Genomic DNA, 18,494 nt, shown 5'->3' on the forward strand with positions numbered 1-18,494 from the left:
GAACAGCAGTTAGCGATAGCTAACCTGAATTTGAATGATAACAGAAAATGACTGCAGCGTTTTCGTATCAGATATAAATTATCCACTTGGAGGAGGTCTATTCTTGAAAAAGCAATCAAATTTATCAAGACTTATGTCCTACGCAGGAAATCACAAATACTTTACTTATGCTTCCTGGATTCTCTCGGGAATCAGTGCTGTGTTTGCACTTGTTCCTTTCTATTATCTTTGGAAGATTATCAAAGAAGTACTTGAAGTAATGCCTGACTTTTCAAAGGCAACAAGTCTTGTACACAACGGATGGATGGCAGTAATATTTGCCGCTGCCGCATTTTTAATCTATGTTGCAGGACTTTTATGTTCGCACAAAGCAGCTTTTCGGGTTCAGACAAATCTGCGAAAAGATATGATGCACCACATCATTAAGTTACCCCTCGGAACTCTTGAAGCTCTCGGAAGCGGTAAAGTACGAAAAACGGTCAACGAATGTTCAGAATCAACTGAAACATACCTTGCTCATCAGTTGCCCGATATGGTAACCGCATACATAACACCTATCGGACTTCTGTTTATGCTGTTTTTCTTTGATTGGAGATTCGGTCTTTTCTGCTTAATTCCTATTTTGCTGAGTTTTGTTATTATGTTCACACAGATGACAGGACCTACACTTAAAACTAAAATGGAAGAATATCAGAATGCTCTTGAAGATATGTCAAATGAAGCTGTTGAGTATGTAAGAGGTATTCCTGTAGTAAAAACTTTCGGTCAGTCTGTTTTTTCATTTCACCGTTTCAAAAAGTCTATTGACAACTACAGCACATGGGCAATTTCTTATACCGAGAGTATGAGAAAGCCAATGTGTATTCTTACAATGCTTATTAACGGAATTTTTGCATTTATCCTTGTTGCAGGTATGTGGTTTACTTCAGGCGGAGTAACAACCGATTTAATTCTCAGCATCTTGTTCTATATTATCATAACTCCTGTATTAACCGTTACAATGACAAAAATAATGTTCCAGAGTGAGAACACAATGCTTGTTACAGACGCACTCAAGAGAATTGACTCAATCCTTAATCTTGAACCGCTTGAAAGCACAGATGTAAAAACACCTAAAGATAATTCCGTTGTTCTAAAATCGGTTTCTTACAGCTACGATAAGGAAAATAAAACAAAAAAAGCAATTGACAATATATCGCTTTCAATTAAGCCAAATGAAACAGTCGCATTTGTCGGACAGTCCGGCGGCGGTAAAACCACGCTTGCAAACCTCATAAGCAGATTTTTTGATGCAGATGAGGGAGAGGTGTTTATCGGCGGTGTAAATGTCCAGAACATTGACAAAACCGTTTTGATGAATACAGTATCATTTGTTTTCCAGAACAGCCGATTAATAAAAGGCACAATTCTTGATAATGTCAAAATGGCAAGACCTGACGCTACAAATGAAGAAGTACTTCAAGCTATTCACAAAGCACAATGTGATGACATAATTAAGAAATTCCCCGAAGGTATCAACACAGTAATCGGAACACACGGCACATACCTTTCAGGCGGTGAACAACAGAGAATCAGCATTGCAAGAGCTATTCTCAAAAATGCTCCTATTCTTATTCTTGATGAAGCTACCGCTTTTGCAGACCCCGATAACGAAGCTAAAGTTCAGCAGGCAATCAATGAACTTGCAAAGGATAAAACAGTTATTATGATTGCACACAGACTTTCCACCATTGCAAATGCCGATAAAATCTATCTTCTTGAAAACGGCAAGATTGCCGAATCAGGTACAAATGACGAACTCGTTGCAAAAGGCGGCATATATGCAAAAATGATGAAAAACTATGTTTTATCAGTAAACTGGAAAATTTCAAAGGAGGGTAAATGATGATTAAAAAACTTCAGCATAAATTTGCTCTTTCGGAAAGAGGCGCAAAAGACCTTATTCAAGGTATAATCGCCTGTGCTGTACAGAACATTTCATTTATGTTTCCTGTAGGTTTACTTTACTTTTTCGTAAACGATTTGCTAAACGGCGGCATAAAACCCGAAAAAATATGGTTCTACATTGTGGGATGTATCATAGCACTTGCTCTGATTTTTGCAGTAACATATTGGCAGTACAATTCAACCTTTCTTGCAACATATGTAGAAACAGGCACAAGAAGAATTACGCTTGCTGAAAAGTTAAGGAAAATCCCTCTGTCATTCTTTGGCAAAAAAGACCTTGCCGACCTCACAAGCACAATTATGGCAGACTGTACATACCTTGAAACAGCATTTTCTCATTTCATCCCGCCGTTTATCGGAGCTATGATTTCAACCGTAGTAATCGCAATCAGCCTTTTCTTTTTTGATTGGAGAATGGCAATTGCTTCTCTTTGGGTTCTTCCGGTTGCATTTGCGATAATCGGCTTGTCATCAAAAGTTCAGAAGAGTTTAAACCGCAAGTCAATGGATGCTAAAATGGCTTGTGCAGACGGAATTCAGGAATGTATCGAAACAATTCAGGACTTAAAGGCAAATAACGCCGAACAGTCATATATGGCAGGCCTTGACACAAAGATAGACAATGTAGAAAAACGCTCAATAATCAACGAATTCGGCACATCAACATTTGTTGTATCCGCAGGACTTGTCCTCAAACTCGGCATTGCCACAACAGCACTTGTCGGCTCAATTTTGCTCGTAAACGGACAGCTTGATGTACTTACATTCTTTATGTTTTTGCTTGTTGTATCAAGACTCTATGATCCAATGCAGTCTGCTTTACAGAACCTTGCCGCAATCATCAGCACAAACACGAATGTTGCGAGAATGAACGAAATTCTTGATCATGATGTTCAGACAGGCAACACAAGGCTTACAAATAAAGGCTATGATGTTAAATTTAAGAATGTAGAATTCTCATACAACAACAAAGATAATGTTCTCAAGGATGTTTCGTTCACAGCTAAGCAAGGCGAAGTTACCGCACTTATCGGCCCATCAGGCGGCGGTAAAACTACCGTATCAAGACTTGCCGCAAGATTCTGGGATATTAACAAGGGCAAAATCACCGTGGGTGGTATGGATATTTCCAAGATTGAACCCGAAACTTTGTTATCACTTTATTCAATCGTTTTCCAAGATGTAACCCTCTTCAACAATACGATTATGGAAAACATCAGACTCGGCAAAAAGGACGCTACAGATGAGGAAGTTCTCCTTGCCGCAAAACTTGCAAACTGCGATGAATTTGTTTCTAAACTTCCCAACGGTTATAATACCGACATTGGTGAAAACGGCTGTCAGCTCTCAGGCGGTGAAAGACAGCGTGTTTCAATTGCACGAGCATTTCTTAAAGACGCTCCGATTATCCTCCTTGATGAAGCTACAGCATCACTTGATGTAGAAAACGAAACTCTTATTCAAACAGCTCTTTCAAAACTTATCAAAAATAAGACCGTAATTGTAATTGCTCACAGAATGAGAACAGTTGCAGGTGCAGACAAAATTGTAGTTTTGTCAGACGGTGTTGTTGCAGAAGAAGGTACAGCAGAAAGCCTTAAAAAATTGAACGGAATATTTGTTCATATGATGAACTTACAGTCCGAAAGCAGTAATTGGAAACTCAATTAAATATAACCACTAAACGCAAAAGGAACAACTATAACGTTTGTTCCTTTTCTGCGTTGACATATTAAAAACAATACTGTAACATTATTTTATAGGATAACGGAGGGATGAATGTGATTGACCTCAACAACATTGAAAAATACAGAGAAAACAATCGAATAGAGGCCAAAAAGGCAACAGGCGGATTACCTAAAAGCTTGTGGGAAACATATTCATCATTTGCAAATACACTAGGAGGAATTATACTTTTAGGTGTAGAAGAATACAGGGACAAATCACTTCATCCCGTAAATCTTCCCGATCCGGATGAACTTATCGAGGAATTTTGGGAGATAGCAAACGATATTCAAAAAGTAAGTACAAACATTCTTTCATATGATGATGTTTATGTGCAAAAAATTGAAGAAAAGCATATTATCGTTATTACAGTGCCAAAAGCCAAAAGATTTGACCGTCCCGTGTATCTTGACGGCAGTATTCATAATTCATACAGAAGAAACGGCGAGGGTGACTACCGTTGCACACTCGACCAAATTAACGCTATGGTGCGTGATTCCAAGATTAAAACACAGGATATGAATATCATCGAATGCATGACTGCTTCCGTATTTAATACCGATTCACTCCATAGCTACCGAATAAAAATGTCAACTGTTAAGCCAAATAATCGGCTTCAAAATTTGTCGGATAAAGATTTCTTGCAGGCAATAGGGGCAATCGGAGTAGGGGAAGACCTTTTGTTTCACCCTACAGCCGCAGGACTTCTTATGTTCGGTAAGTCAGAGTTCATCAAAAAAGAATACCCGTCCTATTGTCTTGAATATAAGGAAACAACACAAGATGATAAACACACAATTATTTCATCAGATTTAAATTCTGACTGTGAAAACCTTTATGATTTCTTTATAAAGGTCTTTGAAAAAATTTCATACGATATAAAACTGACAGCAAACATAAAATCAGACATTACACCGATTACAAGTGCCTTACAGGAAGCTCTTGCAAACTGCCTTATAAATGCCGACTATTATGGTTCAAATGGTGTTGTTGTTATGAAAGATGATGAAAGCATTACAATATCCAATCCGGGCGGATTTAGAGTTGAACTCGACGCCGCAAGAGCGGGTGGTATATCCGACCCCAGAAACACGGCAATTATGCGTATGTTTAATTTGATAGGAATCGGCAGTAACGACGGATTCGGTATTTCTAATATTTTCTCCGTTTGGAAAAGTCACGAACTTGTTCTGCCGGTCATTGAAGAAAGTTTCAACCCCGAAAGCATCACCCTAAAGCTTTCGTTTGTTCCTGAAAGCAAATCAACTAAAACTCAAATTTTACAAAATCGTCCCGATATTGAAACAGACAGGCAGGATGCCGTAATTTCATACATTACTGACAATATCACGGTAACTTCAAAAGAAATTTCCGAACTTCTCGGAATAAGTCATAAAAAATCGAAGCAACTTCTTCACAAACTTATGGCAAAGGATTTTGTTATAATCAAAAACGGAAAATACACCCTAAAAGCATAGAAGGAACTTAATCAAATTTCGGAACATCAATCCGCATAAGCGTTGCTTATAATTGCTAGGTTGCTTATTTTTGCAAAAGGAAAACCGTCTTCTGAAAATAAAATCCAAAAGATAAATTTGCCTATATCTGCCTTTCATGTGCCGCAAGAGGCTGTTCATAACCCTGCTGTTCAAAGTCTTGCAAGACGATCTCGCAGGTGCAGTTGTGCCGATTGATAATTTGAGTATGGTTGTTTCAATAATCTTTTCGTACATGATTTTCAAAAAAATGTCCACAAAATCAAGCATAAGTATTCATATAATAATCGCAGACACTTATTTATGCTTTTACGGATTAAATTTAAAATTTACAAATTTGTGTAATTTTACTTGACAATCGCACAAAAAACAAGTACAATAATCAAGGTAAATCACCAATATTCGGAGACGTATCGAAGTGGTCATAACGGACATGACTCGAAATCATGATGCCCCCTGAGGGTCGTGGGTTCGAATCCCACCGTCTCCGCCATAAAAAACACCGTAGTTCTGTTAGAATTACGGTGTTTTTTTGCTCAATATCAATAGTCGGGGGGTAATCCGAAAAAATCGAGTATATTTATGAGTGGCTAATTATTTTCACGCCCTGTATTTATTGATAAGTATAATCTAAAAATCCTGTTATGATTGCAGTACCATTTCTTTTTGATATTCATTGCATTCTAACTTGGTAATATTAGGATTTGAAATAAATCCTAAACACGGTGGAAAGTTCTCTGAAGTCTTAACGGCAGAAGAATGGCGGAAATTCACGCACGCTATGTCAACAGGACTTGATTCGGGATTAAGAATAAATGATAACTCAATTCTTGTTGAGTGTGAAGTGGACTCAAAGTATCAGTACAAATTAGTTATCTACGACAATACTTTTGACGATAATCCTTTAGAAAAGGTTTATGCAATCCGAAATATAGATTATAATATAACCGATGGCAACAAAATCGCAAATTTTATAATTAAATTAGAGGAAAACAATTATGATAGTAAGAAAGTATTTAGACAATTACTCAGAGATTATACTAAACAGTTTGAACTTATACTCGGATAATACAACATTAAGAGTAAGCAATTCAATGACATCGGACGAAACTCTGTTAAAAATGGAAAAGTTAATGAAGGACAATCCAACAGAGCAGGAGTTAATCAAGAGATTGGGCAAGAACTTTCCGCAGGAGTAAAAGAAAAATTCTCGCTTGATGAAGATTATGATTTTACAGATGAAAAAGCCAGTGTAATACACGATACGCTGAAATTTTTAATGGACGAAGAATACGATGATTGGCTTGTGAACGATGACGGCAAAAACAACATCAATGATTTAATCAAAGAAACTGTTGCTTTAGAAACAACAGGGAAAACAGGATTTTTTTATTTAGACAAAAAAAGAACCCAGAATATTTTTAAGAAGTCAGGGTACCAATTACCCAGCCGACTTAAAAATTCGGGTTCCAATATCATTATACGCACTATTGATGATAGTGTCAATAAAAAATCAATAATATTACTCAAAGCAAACAATTTATCTGATGGTTCGGTGATTGGCAAAATAGCCCTGCAAAAGCAAGTAAAGCGGTAGACAGCAACAGCTAATCTGAATAAATGTTGTAGTTGGCATCTCAAAAGATTATCGAACACCGTCTGAGTTGCTTCTATAAAACAGAATTTTCTGTCTGCGTGAATAACACATTTATCACAAGCTTTTTCTTTGTAACAACAAGTTAATTTATGCATAAAATATCATTGAATAAAATAACGGTTGGTGAAAAAAGGTGGCATTGAGTACAAGAGAATTGCTTGCAAGGCTTTTAAAATGTGAGGCAGGTGGGGAAGGTGAAAACGGAATGCGTGCCGTTGCGTCGGTAATTGTAAACCGAACCCGTGTTCCAGACGGGGAATTTGCAAGAGTCAGCAAGGGCGGAGATTTCCGTGCCATAATGGAACAACCAAATCAATTTACCTGTCTTAAAACAACTGTCGGAGGACAATATAATCCTCAGAATGTTTATAATATACGCCCTGACGAAATTCACTATAACATTGCCGATTGGGCATTGGCGGGCAATACCGATTCATCTGTCGGAAATTCAATTTTCTATTTTAATCCATTTTCAGATACCTGTCCAACATTTTTTCCGTCAAACAACGGAGTAATTTACAACAGGGTAGGGGATCATTGCTTTTATTCGCCTACCGAGGCTTATTCCAAAACATAAAGGAGCATAGCTTAATGGATAATTCTTCAAATATGACAGTTAACACAACTCCGATGACAAATCAGATTAATCCCGAACATCATTACGGACTTGACAAAAACAAAGCCTGCCTCAACAATTCATGTCCGTCAAACACAGCGGATATCGGATGTTATATTCCTGCGATTGACGAAATTATGCGACACAATCAGGGCGCACCGTCTGTTGCACACCCCAATATGACAGAAAAAGTTCAAAAATCAAATGACAATCCCTCGCTTGAACAGGCAGAAATAGCATATGAAGAGGGCGGAAGTACATCAGAAGAACAACCTGAAAATATAAATAAATACAGCGGAAGTCTTCAAAATATACCGTTCATTAAGAACTTAAAAAAAATAGATACATCTATACCTGTTTTGCCTGCAACCCCTGCTACAACGGCGAGCTCCGGAGCCACCGTTGCAACGCCGATAAGGCAGAATATTGGAATGTCGATGAGTGATTATCAATATCCGTTTCCTGTAACAGCCGAAAATCTGAGATATCACAACGGTTTTATGCGAACACAAATCGGAAGACGAATCACCGTTGATTTTCTCATGGGAGCAAACACAATTGTTCAGAAAACAGGCTATCTTTTAGGTGTTGCTCAGGATTATATCCTTATAAATGAGATTGACACCAACGACATCACAACCTGTGATTACTACAATATAAAATTTATAAGGTATTATTACTAAACCACAGCGGCAAAAGCTAAAGTTTATAGTTTTTGCCGCTGTTTTATTGTCATTATTTGCTATGTGTACATCATTTCATTATTTTAACATATAATTTTCTGTAGTGTAAAAAATTAAAAAATTGTAAGAAATATTGAATTATTGCTGTAATTTGTGATATAATGTGAGCGTTGATGTTATCACTTCTCAATAAACAAACAACAGGTAGCTATAAGACCTGTTACATATTATTTTATCTTGGAGGAATCACCATGAAATTCTGTAAATATTGTGGAGCACAGCTTGAAGACAATGCTGTTTGCAACTGCGAAAAGTCAAGAGCCGCTCACGCACAGGCTCAGCAGGCAAATGCACAGGCACAGCCTCAGTATCAGCAGCCTGTTCAACCACAACAGCCACAGTATCAGAACCCTGTTCAGCAACAGTATGCACAGCCGCAAAACCCTCAGACACAGCAGTCGCCTTATGCCGTAAATAACACAGCACCCATTGGGGAAAATGCTTTTGTTAAGGCTTTAAAGAACATTCCTGTTGTATTCACTTCATTCTTTAAGGATTCCAAAACTGTTATCAAAACAGCAAAGGCTGAAAAAGATATCATTCTCGGCGCTCTTTTCTCAGCAATTTTCTTTATTGCACTCATTCTTGGCAATATGTTTCTTATGCTTTCTATGAGCGCACTTGATTTTCCGAAAACACTTCTTGTAAGTCTTGTTACTGCTGTCCTTATCGGCGGCTTCTATTCTGTTATTCTCTTTGCATATGTAAAGAAATACAAAACCGAAGAAAACACAGCCAAAGCATTTATTGATTCATTCATTACATTTTCAATTGAATCTATTCCGGCATCAATCGGTTGGATTTTGGCAGGTCTTTGCGCATTAATCAGCGTATATATGTTCCTGTTCTTCTTCGTAATCGTTATGCTTTACCTTGTTATTTCACTTGTAAATCAGGTAAAAGCTAATGTTCCCGAAGCAAAGAACTCTGCATTATTCACTTTAATTCTCACACTCATCGTTGCCGTTGCATTTATGATTGTATTCTTCATCGGCGCAAAACTTACTATGTGGTCATTTAACACAAGTACATTTACAACAAGTGTTCTTACATCGCTTATCGGCGGCGGTTCATACCCTTCATTGTATTAATCTGACATACAAATTCATAACATAAAATTAACGCTCCGAATTTATTCTCGGAGCGTTTTTTATATCAGTTCACTGATTATTGAATTTGAAACAAGAAAACCTTTCGGTGTAAAGCTGATCGACTTGTCTGTAACATTTGTATAGCCGTATTTTTCATACTCTTTAGCTTTTTTGATAATGTAAGAGGGGAGAGTGTATCCGAATTTTTCCTCAAATTCAGAATAATTAAGACCGCTTTTCAGCCTGAGAGAGAGCATAATAAATTCCTCCTCATCTCCGCCCGTACCTTCAAAAGACAGCTTATTGTTATTAAAATCGTCCATGCTTCTCGAATAAAAGAACCTTTTGCCCTCAAAAAATGAGTGTGCAGACGGACCTATGCCGATATATTCACCGCATCTCCAGTAATTGGTATTATGTCGGCTTTCATAACCCTGTTTTGAAAAATTAGAAATTTCATATTGCTTGTATCCGAGAGAATCAAGCATTTCAACAGCTCTCAGATACATTTCAGCCTGCGTATCATCATCGGCAAGCTTAAGTTTATTTTGCACCTTATAAAACGGAGTATTCTCCTCAATTTTCAAAATGTATGATGAAATATGAGTAACTTCGCAATCGGCACAGAAACTGATTGATTTTTCAAGGCTTTCAATTGTCTGATTAGGAATTCCCATCATCAAATCAAGTGAAATATTATTAAATCCCGCACTTTTAGCCCTTTCAACAGAAGTCTTTGCGTCATCTATGCTGTGAATTCTCCCAAGCAGCCTTAATTCATCTTCAACAGCAGTCTGCATTCCCATTGAAATGCGATTAAATCCGCAGGCATACATTTTTTCAAAATCAATAGTTTTGGCGGAGTCGGGATTGACTTCAACCGTAATCTCAGCATTATTTTGAATATTAAAATTGAACTTGATAAAATCAAGAATATCACAAAGTCTGTCTGCACCCAAAACACTCGGCGTACCGCCGCCGAAATATACGGTTGCAACATCTCTTTTGGCTTTTTCAGACCAGTATTTTATTTTATCTTTTAATTCAATCACATAATTATCGAAAGCGTTTTCGTCTGCATTGCCGCTGAAAAAATCGCAATACGGACATTTGTGCTTACAAAACGGTATGTGAATGTAAAGACCGATAGAATTACTCATAAAAAACCTCATAAATGATTTTGAGGCAGAAACACAAGTTTCTGCCTCGATTTGGAAGGTATATGAAAAAATAGGAAAAATCACATTAAGTCCTTCTGTACCAATATATTACAATATATTTACAAATTTGTCAAGTTTTTGTAGCAATTATTTTTCTCACATTTTCTTCATTCTTTATTGACATATACCATCCAAAAATAGTAAAATATAGAATTGTGGATATACTTAACCTCCGAAGGGAAGAAAGATATGAGTTCATTTAAAGAAGAAATCAGCAAGCGCAGAACCTTTGCGATTATTTCACATCCTGATGCGGGTAAAACAACACTTACGGAAAAGCTCTTGCTCTACGGCGGAGCAATTAACCTTGCAGGTTCGGTAAAAGGCAAAAGAACCGCAAAGCATGCTGTGTCCGACTGGATGGAAATTGAAAAACAGCGTGGTATTTCTGTTACATCATCGGTTTTGCAGTTTAAATATAACGGTTATTGCATAAATATTCTTGACACACCGGGACATGAGGATTTCTCGGAAGATACCTACCGTACACTTATGGCGGCAGACTCTGCCGTAATGGTAATTGACGGTTCAAAGGGTGTTGAGAAACAGACTATCAAACTTTTCAAGGTCTGTGTAATGCGTAATATTCCTATCATTACATTCATCAACAAGATGGACAGAGATGCAAAAAATTCTTTTGACCTTCTTGAAGACATTGAAAATGTTCTCGGAATTCACACCTATCCCGTAAACTGGCCAATCGGTTCAGGTAAGGAATTCAAGGGTGTGTATGACAGAAAGTCTAAGAAAATCCTTGCTTTCACCGCTAATAACGGTCAGAAAGAAGTTGAAAAGAAAGAACTTACGCTTGACGATCCTGCCCTTGAAGATACAATAGGCTACTATCATAAGCAGGATTTGTTTGATGAAATAGAACTTCTTGACGGTGCAGGCGATGAATTTGACCTTGAAGCAGTCCGCAACGGTCAGCTTACTCCTGTATTCTTCGGTTCGGCTCTTACAAACTTTGGTGTTGAGCCATTCCTTGAACAGTTCTTACAGCTCACAACTCCACCTCTGCCAAGAGAAACAGTTGATGAAAAGGTTGAGCCTATGTCAGACTTTTTCTCTGCATTTGTTTTCAAAATTCAGGCAAACATGAATAAGGCTCACCGTGACAGAGTTGCATTTATGCGCATCTGCAGCGGCAAGTTTGAAAAGAATATGGAAGTGTTCCATGTTCAGGGCAACAAAAAAATGCGTCTTTCACAGCCACAGCAGATTATGGCTCAGGAAAGAGAAATTGTTGACGAGGCATATGCGGGCGACATCATCGGTGTGTTTGATCCGGGCATTTTCTCAATCGGTGACACAATCTGTTCACCGGGACACAAGGTACAGTTCAGGGGAATTCCTACATTTGCTCCCGAACACTTTGCACTTGTCCGTCAGAAAGACACAATGAAGCGCAAACAGTTCATCAAGGGTACAAGTCAGATTGCACAGGAAGGTGCAATTCAGATTTTCCAGGAGCTTGACGCAGGTATGGAGGAAGTTATCGTTGGCGTTGTAGGCGTACTTCAGTTTGATGTTCTTAAATACAGACTTCAAAACGAGTACAACTGTGATATCATTATGGAAACACTCCCATATGAATTTATCCGTTGGATTGTAAACGATGACATTGATCCGAAAACTCTCGACCTTGCGTCGGATACTAAGAAAATTCAGGATCTTAAAGGCAATCATCTTTTGCTCTTTACAAGCTACTGGAGCATAAACTGGGCGCTTGAACACAACAAGGGACTTGAACTCGCTGAGTTCGGTACAAACTAAATATTTAAAATATCGGAGGATATATGCTGTACGACAAGCTTAAAAATTATTCAAAAAGCGGCATATATCCTTTTCATATGCCCGGACACAAAAGAACGGACATTACAGAAGAGGGTATAATACCGTATAATATCGATATAACCGAAATTCATGATTTTGACAATCTCCATTCACCAAACGAAGTTATTGATGAAATTCAGAAAAAGGCTGCAAAACTTTACAATGCAAAAAATGCTTTCATTCTGATTAACGGTTCAACAGGCGGAATACTTTCTGCAATCCGATCAATGACAAATCAAGGCGACAAAATCTTAATGGCTCGTAACTGCCACAAATCTGTATATAATTCAGCAGAACTGTTTAATCTCAATGTCGATTACATTTTTCCCGATACAGACAGCAGATACAATATTCTTACATCGGTTTCACCTTGCGATATAGAAGATAAACTTACAAAACACAATGATGAAATCAGACTTGTAATCATAACCTCGCCTACATATGAAGGAGTTGTTTCGGATATAAAGTCAATCTCCGAAATCTGTCACAAACACGGAGCAAAATTACTTGTTGACGAAGCTCACGGAGCGCATTTTCCGTTTTCAGACAGTTTTCCCGATGAAGCACTTAACTGCGGTGCAGACGCAGCAGTATTGAGTCTGCACAAAACTTTGCCGTCATTAACTCAAACTGCATTGCTCATAACAAATGACAGCGAGCTTTCTGAAATTCTTGCCGAAAATTTGGCTGTATTTGAAACAAGCAGTCCGTCATATATTTTAATGAGTTCAATCGAAAAATGCCTTGATTTCTGCGAAAACAGCAAAGATAAATTCAAGGAATATTGTTGCAATCTTAAAACGGTCAGAGAAAAACTTAAAAATCTAAAATATCTGAAAATTTATGATAAAAGCGATACTGATTTTGATTATGATATCGGCAAAATTGTAATTTCAACAGCGAACGCAAATATTTCGGGAACAAAGCTTGCCGAAATACTGCGAAATAATTATCAGATTGAAACCGAAATGGCATATTCGGACTATGTAATTGCCATGACATCTGTTTGTGACACTGAAAAAGCTTTTGATATGCTTTCAGACGCTCTGATTTCAATTGACAGCGAACTTTCAAAAGGAGCCGACACCGAGCGTGTTCCGTTAAAAAATCTCTACACAGGCAAAAATTTCAACGCCTGCGAGTTGTACAAATTCAACAAAGAAACTATTCCGTTTCAAAATTCGGAATTCAGAACTTCTGCCGAGTATATCTGGGCATATCCACCCGGAATTCCCCTCATCATACCCGGTGAAATTATAAGCAAGGAACTTATAAATTACATTGAATATCTTTCAGCCTGCAAGGTTGAGATTATGTCAACAAAAGGCGGTATGACGGACAACATAAGCGTAGTTAAAAAAGATTGACAAATCAATGGCTGTGTGATAATATTAAACTAACAAAATCTAACAAGGAGTTTGATTTATTATGAAGAGAATTAAAACTATCGAAACTCGTGACCTCAAGAAGAGCGTTAAGACAGGCGGTTGCGGCGAGTGCCAGACTTCATGTCAGTCAGCGTGTAAGACATCTTGCGGCGTTGCTAACCAGCAGTGTGAAAAGTGCATGAGCGAGAAATAATTCTATTTTAATTTGATTATTAAGGATTATCGCCGTTTTCCCAAAGGGTTAACGGCTTTCCTTTTGTCTAACGGAGATATTATGATTCATCAGTATAAACTTAACGGATACAACATAGTTCTTGATGTTTACAGCGGCAGTGTACACGCAGTCGATGACCTTGCTTATGATGTTATTGCAATGTACAAAAACGCAACAAAAGAACAGATAATCGACGAAATGCTTTCAAAATATGCAGACAATCCTGAGATTACAAAAGAAGAAATCTCAGACTGCATTGATGATGTAAAAGAGCTTGAGAAACAGGGAAAGCTCTTTACAGACGACAAGTACGAAAACCTTGCATTTGACTTTAAAAAGAGAAACACAGTAATCAAAGCACTTTGTCTGCACATTGCTCACACCTGTAACCTTAACTGCGAATACTGCTTTGCAAGTCAGGGCAAATACCACGGCGAGAGAGCGCTGATGAGCTTTGAAGTGGGCAAGAGAGCAATTGACTTTCTCATTGAAAATTCAGGCAGCAGAGTAAACCTTGAGGTTGACTTCTTCGGCGGAGAACCTCTTATGAACTTTGACGTTGTAAAGCAGATTGTTGCCTATGCAAGAAGCATTGAAAAGGAACACAACAAAAACTTCCGTTTTACACTTACAACAAACGGTATGCTTGTTGATGACGATGTAATTGAATTTGCAAACAAAGAATGTCATAATGTAGTTCTCAGCCTTGACGGCAGAAAAGAAGTGCATGACCATCTTCGCAAAACTGTAAACGGCAAGGGCAGTTATGACATTATCGTTCCGAAATTCCAGGAATTTGTCAAAAAAAGAGGCAACAAGGGTTACTATGTAAGAGGCACTTATACACATAATAACACAGACTTTACAAACGATATTTTCCATATGGCGGATTTGGGATTTACAGAGCTTTCAATGGAGCCGGTTGTATGTGCTCCCGATGACCCATATGCACTTACATATGACGATTTGCCTATCCTTTTTGAACAGTACGAAATTCTTGCAAAGGAAATGCTCAAGCGTGAAAAAGAGGGCAGACCGCTCACCTTCTATCATTATATGATTGACCTTACAGGCGGTCCGTGCATTTATAAGAGAATCTCGGGTTGCGGTTCGGGTACAGAATATATGGCTGTAACACCTTGGGGCGACCTCTATCCCTGTCATCAATTTGTAGGCGATGAAAAGTACAAGCTCGGCGATATCTTTAACGGTGTTTCAAACACGAAAATTCAGGACGAATTTAAGCTTTGTAACGCATACGCCCGTCCCGACTGCAAAGACTGCTGGGCAAGACTTTATTGCAGCGGCGGTTGTGCCGCAAACGCTTATCATGCAACAGGCTCAATCACAGGTATTTACGAATACGGCTGTGAGCTTTTCAGAAAAAGAATGGAATGTGCCATTATGATGAAGGTTGCAGAAGCAGAAGGATAAAATTACAATAAAATTTACAGGCAGATACATTTTTCTTGTATCTGCCTGTATTTTCGAGGTGCTGTATGAACGAAAAAATTATTATGCTCGGCACAGGAAGTGCGATGGTTACCGACTGTTATAATACCTGTTTTCTTCTGAAATCCGAAAACGACTGTCTTCTTGTTGACGCAGGCGGCGGAAACGGAATTTTATCCGCAATTAAGAAATCCGGAGTAGCTTGGAACAGCATAAAAACAATGTTTATTACTCATTCTCACACCGACCATATATTAGGTGCCGTGTGGGTAATAAGGCAAATAAGCGCTCTTATGAATTCAGGCAAATATGACGGTAATTTTAATATTTACTGCCACGATGAATGTGTTGATTCAATCACGGCAATTTGCAACCACACACTTGCACCGAAATTTCTCAAAAATATCAATACAAAAATTTTCATCAATGAAGTAAAAGACGGTGAAATGCAAAATGCCGGCAGTATCCGACTCACTTTCTTTGATATATTTTCAGACAAAACAAAGCAATTCGGATTCAAGGCTGTTTTTCCGTCAGGAAAAGTTCTCGCCTGTCTCGGTGATGAACCGTTCAATGAAAAATGCAGAAATTTTGTTCAAAACTGCGATTATCTTATGTGTGAAGCTTTTTGTCTTTACAGTCAAAAAGATATTTTTAAGCCCTACGAAAAATTCCACAGCACAGCGCTTGATGCAGGAAAACTTGCAGAGAGTCTTTTTGCAAAAAATCTTATCCTGTATCACACCGAGGACGAAACACTTCAAACACGCAAAAAAACATATACTTCAGAGGCGAGAACAGTTTTTAACGGAAATATATTTGTTCCCGATGATTTTGAAGTTATTGACTTAAAATAATCTCATAACACCTGCTGTAATCATACAAAGCACAATTCCCATTGCAGTAGGCAAAGCCATAGAAACAAGCGTCCATTTAAGGCTGCCTGTTTCTTTTTTTATTGTCAGACAGGTTGTTGAACACGGATAATGAAGAATACAAAGAATAATCGTGCATACAGCCGTTGTAATCGTCCAGCCGTTCATACTGAGAAGTTGAAACAGCTGATCGTAGCTTGAATAATCAACAAGAGTACCGCTTGCCATATATGACATAATTATAATCGGAATAACGGTTTCATTCGCAGGAAATCCAAGTATAAATGCCATTATTATAACGCCGTCAACCCCGATAAATCTGCCGAACGGATCTAAAAAATCAGTACAGTATTTTAAAAGTGAAACATCGCTTATATGCACATTTGCAAGAATCCAGATTATCGCACCTGCCGGAGCGGCAACCGCAACAGCCCTTCCTAAAACAAATAATGTTCTGTCCAACAGCGAACGGACAATAGTTTTTAAAATCTGCGGCTTTCTGTACGGCGGAAGCTCAAGCACAAATCCGGACTGTTCGCCTTTCAATATTGTGACTGAAAGTACCTTAGATATAACAAGTGTTATAAAAACACAGAAAACTATTATTCCAATCAACAATGCCGCTACCTCAAGCGAACTGCTCAGCGTAAATGCCGTACCTGCAAAGAACATGAGCAGTAATGCAATGATTGTGGGAAACCGTCCGTTACACGGCATAAAATTATTTGTAAGAATTGCAATCAGCCGTTCCTTTGGTGACTCGATGATTCTGCAACCCGTAACTCCGCAGGCATTACAGCCAAGCCCCATTGCCATAGCAAGACTTTGCTTTCCGTGTGCACCGCACTTTGAAAAATACCTATCAAGATTAAATGCAATTCTCGGCAGATATCCCGAATCCTCAACAAGTGAAAATAGCGGAAAGAATATAGCCATAGGCGGCAGCATTACAGATACCACCCATGACAGAGTTGTATAAACTCCGTCAATCAAAAGTCCCGTTACAACATCGGGAGCGTGTAAAAAATCAAAAAGAATATACAGTTTCTCTTTTATAAAGCCAAACAAATTGCTTAACCATTCGCTCGGATAATTTGCACCGACAACCGTTATCCAGAACAATATGCCAAGCATTGCCAGCATAATCGGTATTCCCGTGGTTTTGCTTGTAAGTATTTTATCAAGCTTTCTTGTACAAGCATTTAACTCTGATTTTTCATATTTTACGCAGTCACTTGAAATTTTGTTGCCAATTTGCGAAAGCTTTTCAATATTCTGTTTGTAGTTTTTTTCGGATAGTATATCAACGCCTTCAAAATTTCTTTCTACCCTAAAACATTTTATCTTTCCGCTGCATACATTATAGATCGCTTTTTTTAATTCATCCAAACCTTTTTTGTCTGTTGCACAGGTTTTCACAACAGGTATTCCAAGATTTAGCGATAACTCGTCGCAGTCGATTTTTATACCGTTTTTTTCAGCCTCATCACAAAGATTAAGACAAAGAACAGCATTCTTTGTGACAGATAACACCTGCAATGCAAATGAAAGATTTCTTTCAATAACTCCGCAGTCAACAACTATTACAACGCAGTCATTTTGATTTTGTATAAGACACTCCCTTGTTACCGCCTCTTCGCCCGAAAATGAAAGCAGGGAATAGCATCCCGGTAAGTCCGTAATACAAAATCTTGCGTCTTTGATTTTGCAACAACCTCTGGCAAACTCAACTGTTTTACCCGTCCAGTTTCCCGTGTGCTGTCTTAATCCCGTCAGTTCGTTAAAAATTGTACTCTTGCCTACATTAGGATTACCGGCAAGTGAAATTTTGTAATCCCAATCCGATACATCCTTTTTATTAAAAGATGATTTATCCGTAGAAAACAATAAAAAAGCCTCCTTTTATTCAGGAGTAACAATGATATCTTTGCAATCGTTATTTCTCAGTGCCACAACGGCATTTTTAACAAGATACGCAGACGGATCACCGAACGGACTTGTAAACAAGGGGATAACAGGACTGTTCTCCATAATACCAAAATCAAATATTCTGTTTTTGATATTTTCATTACAGTTCACACGATAGACAATCCCCGTAACTCCAAGCGGTAACTTGTCAAGCGAACATTTTTCTTTCATCTGATTCACCGATTTCAACTTTTTATTAACAGCATATTCAATTCATACAACTGAGTTACACAAAAAGCCGGCCATAAACTAAACTTATATCGTAC

16 protein-coding genes and 1 tRNA gene are annotated in these 18,494 nt (G+C 38.1%); 14 read left to right on the forward strand and 3 right to left on the reverse strand.

Annotated features, from left to right (window positions below):
• Nucleotides 1-103 precede the first annotated feature (103 nt).
• The 9 genes from AC2HW8_RS03585 to AC2HW8_RS03625 all read left to right on the forward strand — a co-directional run bounded on the left by AC2HW8_RS03585 (nt 104) and on the right by AC2HW8_RS03625 (nt 9,275).
• Nucleotides 104-1,885, forward strand: a complete 1,782-nt coding sequence (locus AC2HW8_RS03585; RefSeq protein WP_303830009.1) for an ABC transporter ATP-binding protein — start codon at nt 104-106, stop codon at nt 1,883-1,885.
• A complete protein-coding gene (locus AC2HW8_RS03590) occupies nt 1,885-3,618 on the forward strand; it encodes an ABC transporter ATP-binding protein (protein ID WP_484327203.1) in 1,734 nt (577 codons plus the stop codon). Before AC2HW8_RS03585 ends, AC2HW8_RS03590 begins: the two co-directional genes overlap by 1 nt.
• A gap of 110 nt (nt 3,619-3,728) precedes the next feature.
• Nucleotides 3,729-5,150 carry an RNA-binding domain-containing protein gene (locus AC2HW8_RS03595; RefSeq protein WP_484327166.1) on the forward strand — a complete coding sequence of 474 codons (1,422 nt, stop codon included), beginning with the start codon at nt 3,729-3,731 and terminating at the stop codon, nt 5,148-5,150.
• Between the two features lie 422 nt (nt 5,151-5,572).
• Nucleotides 5,573-5,661: transfer RNA gene (locus AC2HW8_RS03600), tRNA-Ser, on the forward strand.
• Nucleotides 5,662-5,949: 288 nt separating this feature from the next.
• Nucleotides 5,950-6,237, forward strand: a complete 288-nt coding sequence (locus AC2HW8_RS03605) for a hypothetical protein (protein ID WP_015523852.1) — start codon at nt 5,950-5,952, stop codon at nt 6,235-6,237.
• 210 nt (nt 6,238-6,447) lie between these two features.
• Nucleotides 6,448-6,765 (forward strand): hypothetical protein, encoded by a 318-nt coding sequence (locus AC2HW8_RS03610; protein WP_303664438.1) that lies wholly within the window; start codon nt 6,448-6,450, stop codon nt 6,763-6,765.
• Between the two features lie 193 nt (nt 6,766-6,958).
• Nucleotides 6,959-7,402: a cell wall hydrolase gene (locus AC2HW8_RS03615; RefSeq protein WP_293601368.1), complete on the forward strand. Its 444-nt coding sequence runs from the start codon at nt 6,959-6,961 to the stop codon at nt 7,400-7,402.
• 14 nt (nt 7,403-7,416) lie between these two features.
• Nucleotides 7,417-8,124: a hypothetical protein gene (locus AC2HW8_RS03620; RefSeq protein WP_295024866.1), complete on the forward strand. Its 708-nt coding sequence runs from the start codon at nt 7,417-7,419 to the stop codon at nt 8,122-8,124.
• A gap of 251 nt (nt 8,125-8,375) precedes the next feature.
• Nucleotides 8,376-9,275, forward strand: a complete 900-nt coding sequence (locus AC2HW8_RS03625; RefSeq protein WP_295024865.1) for a hypothetical protein — start codon at nt 8,376-8,378, stop codon at nt 9,273-9,275.
• Between the two features lie 59 nt (nt 9,276-9,334).
• On the opposite strand, the gene hemW is transcribed toward AC2HW8_RS03625, so the two are convergent.
• Entirely contained in the window at nt 9,335-10,435 is a 1,101-nt protein-coding gene (hemW, locus tag AC2HW8_RS03630; protein ID WP_295024863.1) for a radical SAM family heme chaperone HemW, read from the reverse strand.
• Between the two features lie 249 nt (nt 10,436-10,684).
• Between hemW and AC2HW8_RS03635 the strand changes: the two genes are divergently transcribed.
• The 5 genes from AC2HW8_RS03635 to AC2HW8_RS03655 all read left to right on the forward strand — a co-directional run bounded on the left by AC2HW8_RS03635 (nt 10,685) and on the right by AC2HW8_RS03655 (nt 16,242).
• A complete protein-coding gene (locus AC2HW8_RS03635; protein WP_484327167.1) occupies nt 10,685-12,271 on the forward strand; it encodes a peptide chain release factor 3 in 1,587 nt (528 codons plus the stop codon).
• A gap of 23 nt (nt 12,272-12,294) precedes the next feature.
• Nucleotides 12,295-13,698, forward strand: a complete 1,404-nt coding sequence (locus AC2HW8_RS03640) for an aminotransferase class I/II-fold pyridoxal phosphate-dependent enzyme (protein WP_298764973.1) — start codon at nt 12,295-12,297, stop codon at nt 13,696-13,698.
• Between the two features lie 61 nt (nt 13,699-13,759).
• Complete coding sequence (gene scfA, locus AC2HW8_RS03645; protein ID WP_015523845.1) at nt 13,760-13,912, forward strand: six-cysteine ranthipeptide SCIFF; 153 nt, start codon at nt 13,760-13,762, stop codon at nt 13,910-13,912.
• A gap of 81 nt (nt 13,913-13,993) precedes the next feature.
• A complete protein-coding gene (gene scfB / locus AC2HW8_RS03650) occupies nt 13,994-15,367 on the forward strand; it encodes a thioether cross-link-forming SCIFF peptide maturase (RefSeq protein ID WP_298764969.1) in 1,374 nt (457 codons plus the stop codon).
• A gap of 65 nt (nt 15,368-15,432) precedes the next feature.
• A complete protein-coding gene (locus tag AC2HW8_RS03655) occupies nt 15,433-16,242 on the forward strand; it encodes an MBL fold metallo-hydrolase (protein WP_298764966.1) in 810 nt (269 codons plus the stop codon).
• Here AC2HW8_RS03655 and feoB read toward each other — a convergent pair.
• On the reverse strand, nt 16,234-18,147 hold the full coding sequence (feoB, locus tag AC2HW8_RS03660) for a ferrous iron transport protein B (protein WP_303665549.1): 1,914 nt from the start codon (nt 18,145-18,147) through the stop codon (nt 16,234-16,236). The two genes, AC2HW8_RS03655 and feoB, sit on opposite strands and share 9 nt — an antisense overlap.
• Nucleotides 18,148-18,162: 15 nt before the next feature.
• The gene (locus tag AC2HW8_RS03665; RefSeq protein ID WP_046432725.1) at nt 18,163-18,399 is read right to left on the reverse strand and encodes a FeoA family protein; all 237 of its coding nucleotides are present in this window, start codon (nt 18,397-18,399) and stop codon (nt 18,163-18,165) included.
• Between the last annotated feature and the right edge of the window lie 95 nt (nt 18,400-18,494).

The sequence above is a fragment of the Ruminococcoides sp. genome (assembly GCF_057037865.1).

What these genes read in the sequence shown, in the direction of transcription:
- AC2HW8_RS03590 (WP_484327203.1), top strand. Translation starts at nt 1,885, where the DNA reads ATGATTAAAAAACTTCAGCATAAATTTGCTCTTTCGGAAAGAGGCGCA.
- AC2HW8_RS03605 (WP_015523852.1), top strand. Translation starts at nt 5,950, where the DNA reads ATGTCAACAGGACTTGATTCGGGATTAAGAATAAATGATAACTCAATT.
- AC2HW8_RS03610 (WP_303664438.1), top strand. Translation starts at nt 6,448, where the DNA reads ATGGACGAAGAATACGATGATTGGCTTGTGAACGATGACGGCAAAAAC.
- AC2HW8_RS03620 (WP_295024866.1), top strand. Translation starts at nt 7,417, where the DNA reads ATGGATAATTCTTCAAATATGACAGTTAACACAACTCCGATGACAAAT.
- AC2HW8_RS03625 (WP_295024865.1), top strand. Translation starts at nt 8,376, where the DNA reads ATGAAATTCTGTAAATATTGTGGAGCACAGCTTGAAGACAATGCTGTT.
- hemW (WP_295024863.1), bottom strand. Translation starts at nt 10,435, where the DNA reads ATGAGTAATTCTATCGGTCTTTACATTCACATACCGTTTTGTAAGCAC.
- AC2HW8_RS03635 (WP_484327167.1), top strand. Translation starts at nt 10,685, where the DNA reads ATGAGTTCATTTAAAGAAGAAATCAGCAAGCGCAGAACCTTTGCGATT.
- AC2HW8_RS03640 (WP_298764973.1), top strand. Translation starts at nt 12,295, where the DNA reads ATGCTGTACGACAAGCTTAAAAATTATTCAAAAAGCGGCATATATCCT.
- scfA (WP_015523845.1), top strand. Translation starts at nt 13,760, where the DNA reads ATGAAGAGAATTAAAACTATCGAAACTCGTGACCTCAAGAAGAGCGTT.
- scfB (WP_298764969.1), top strand. Translation starts at nt 13,994, where the DNA reads ATGATTCATCAGTATAAACTTAACGGATACAACATAGTTCTTGATGTT.
- AC2HW8_RS03655 (WP_298764966.1), top strand. Translation starts at nt 15,433, where the DNA reads ATGAACGAAAAAATTATTATGCTCGGCACAGGAAGTGCGATGGTTACC.
- AC2HW8_RS03665 (WP_046432725.1), bottom strand. Translation starts at nt 18,399, where the DNA reads ATGAAAGAAAAATGTTCGCTTGACAAGTTACCGCTTGGAGTTACGGGG.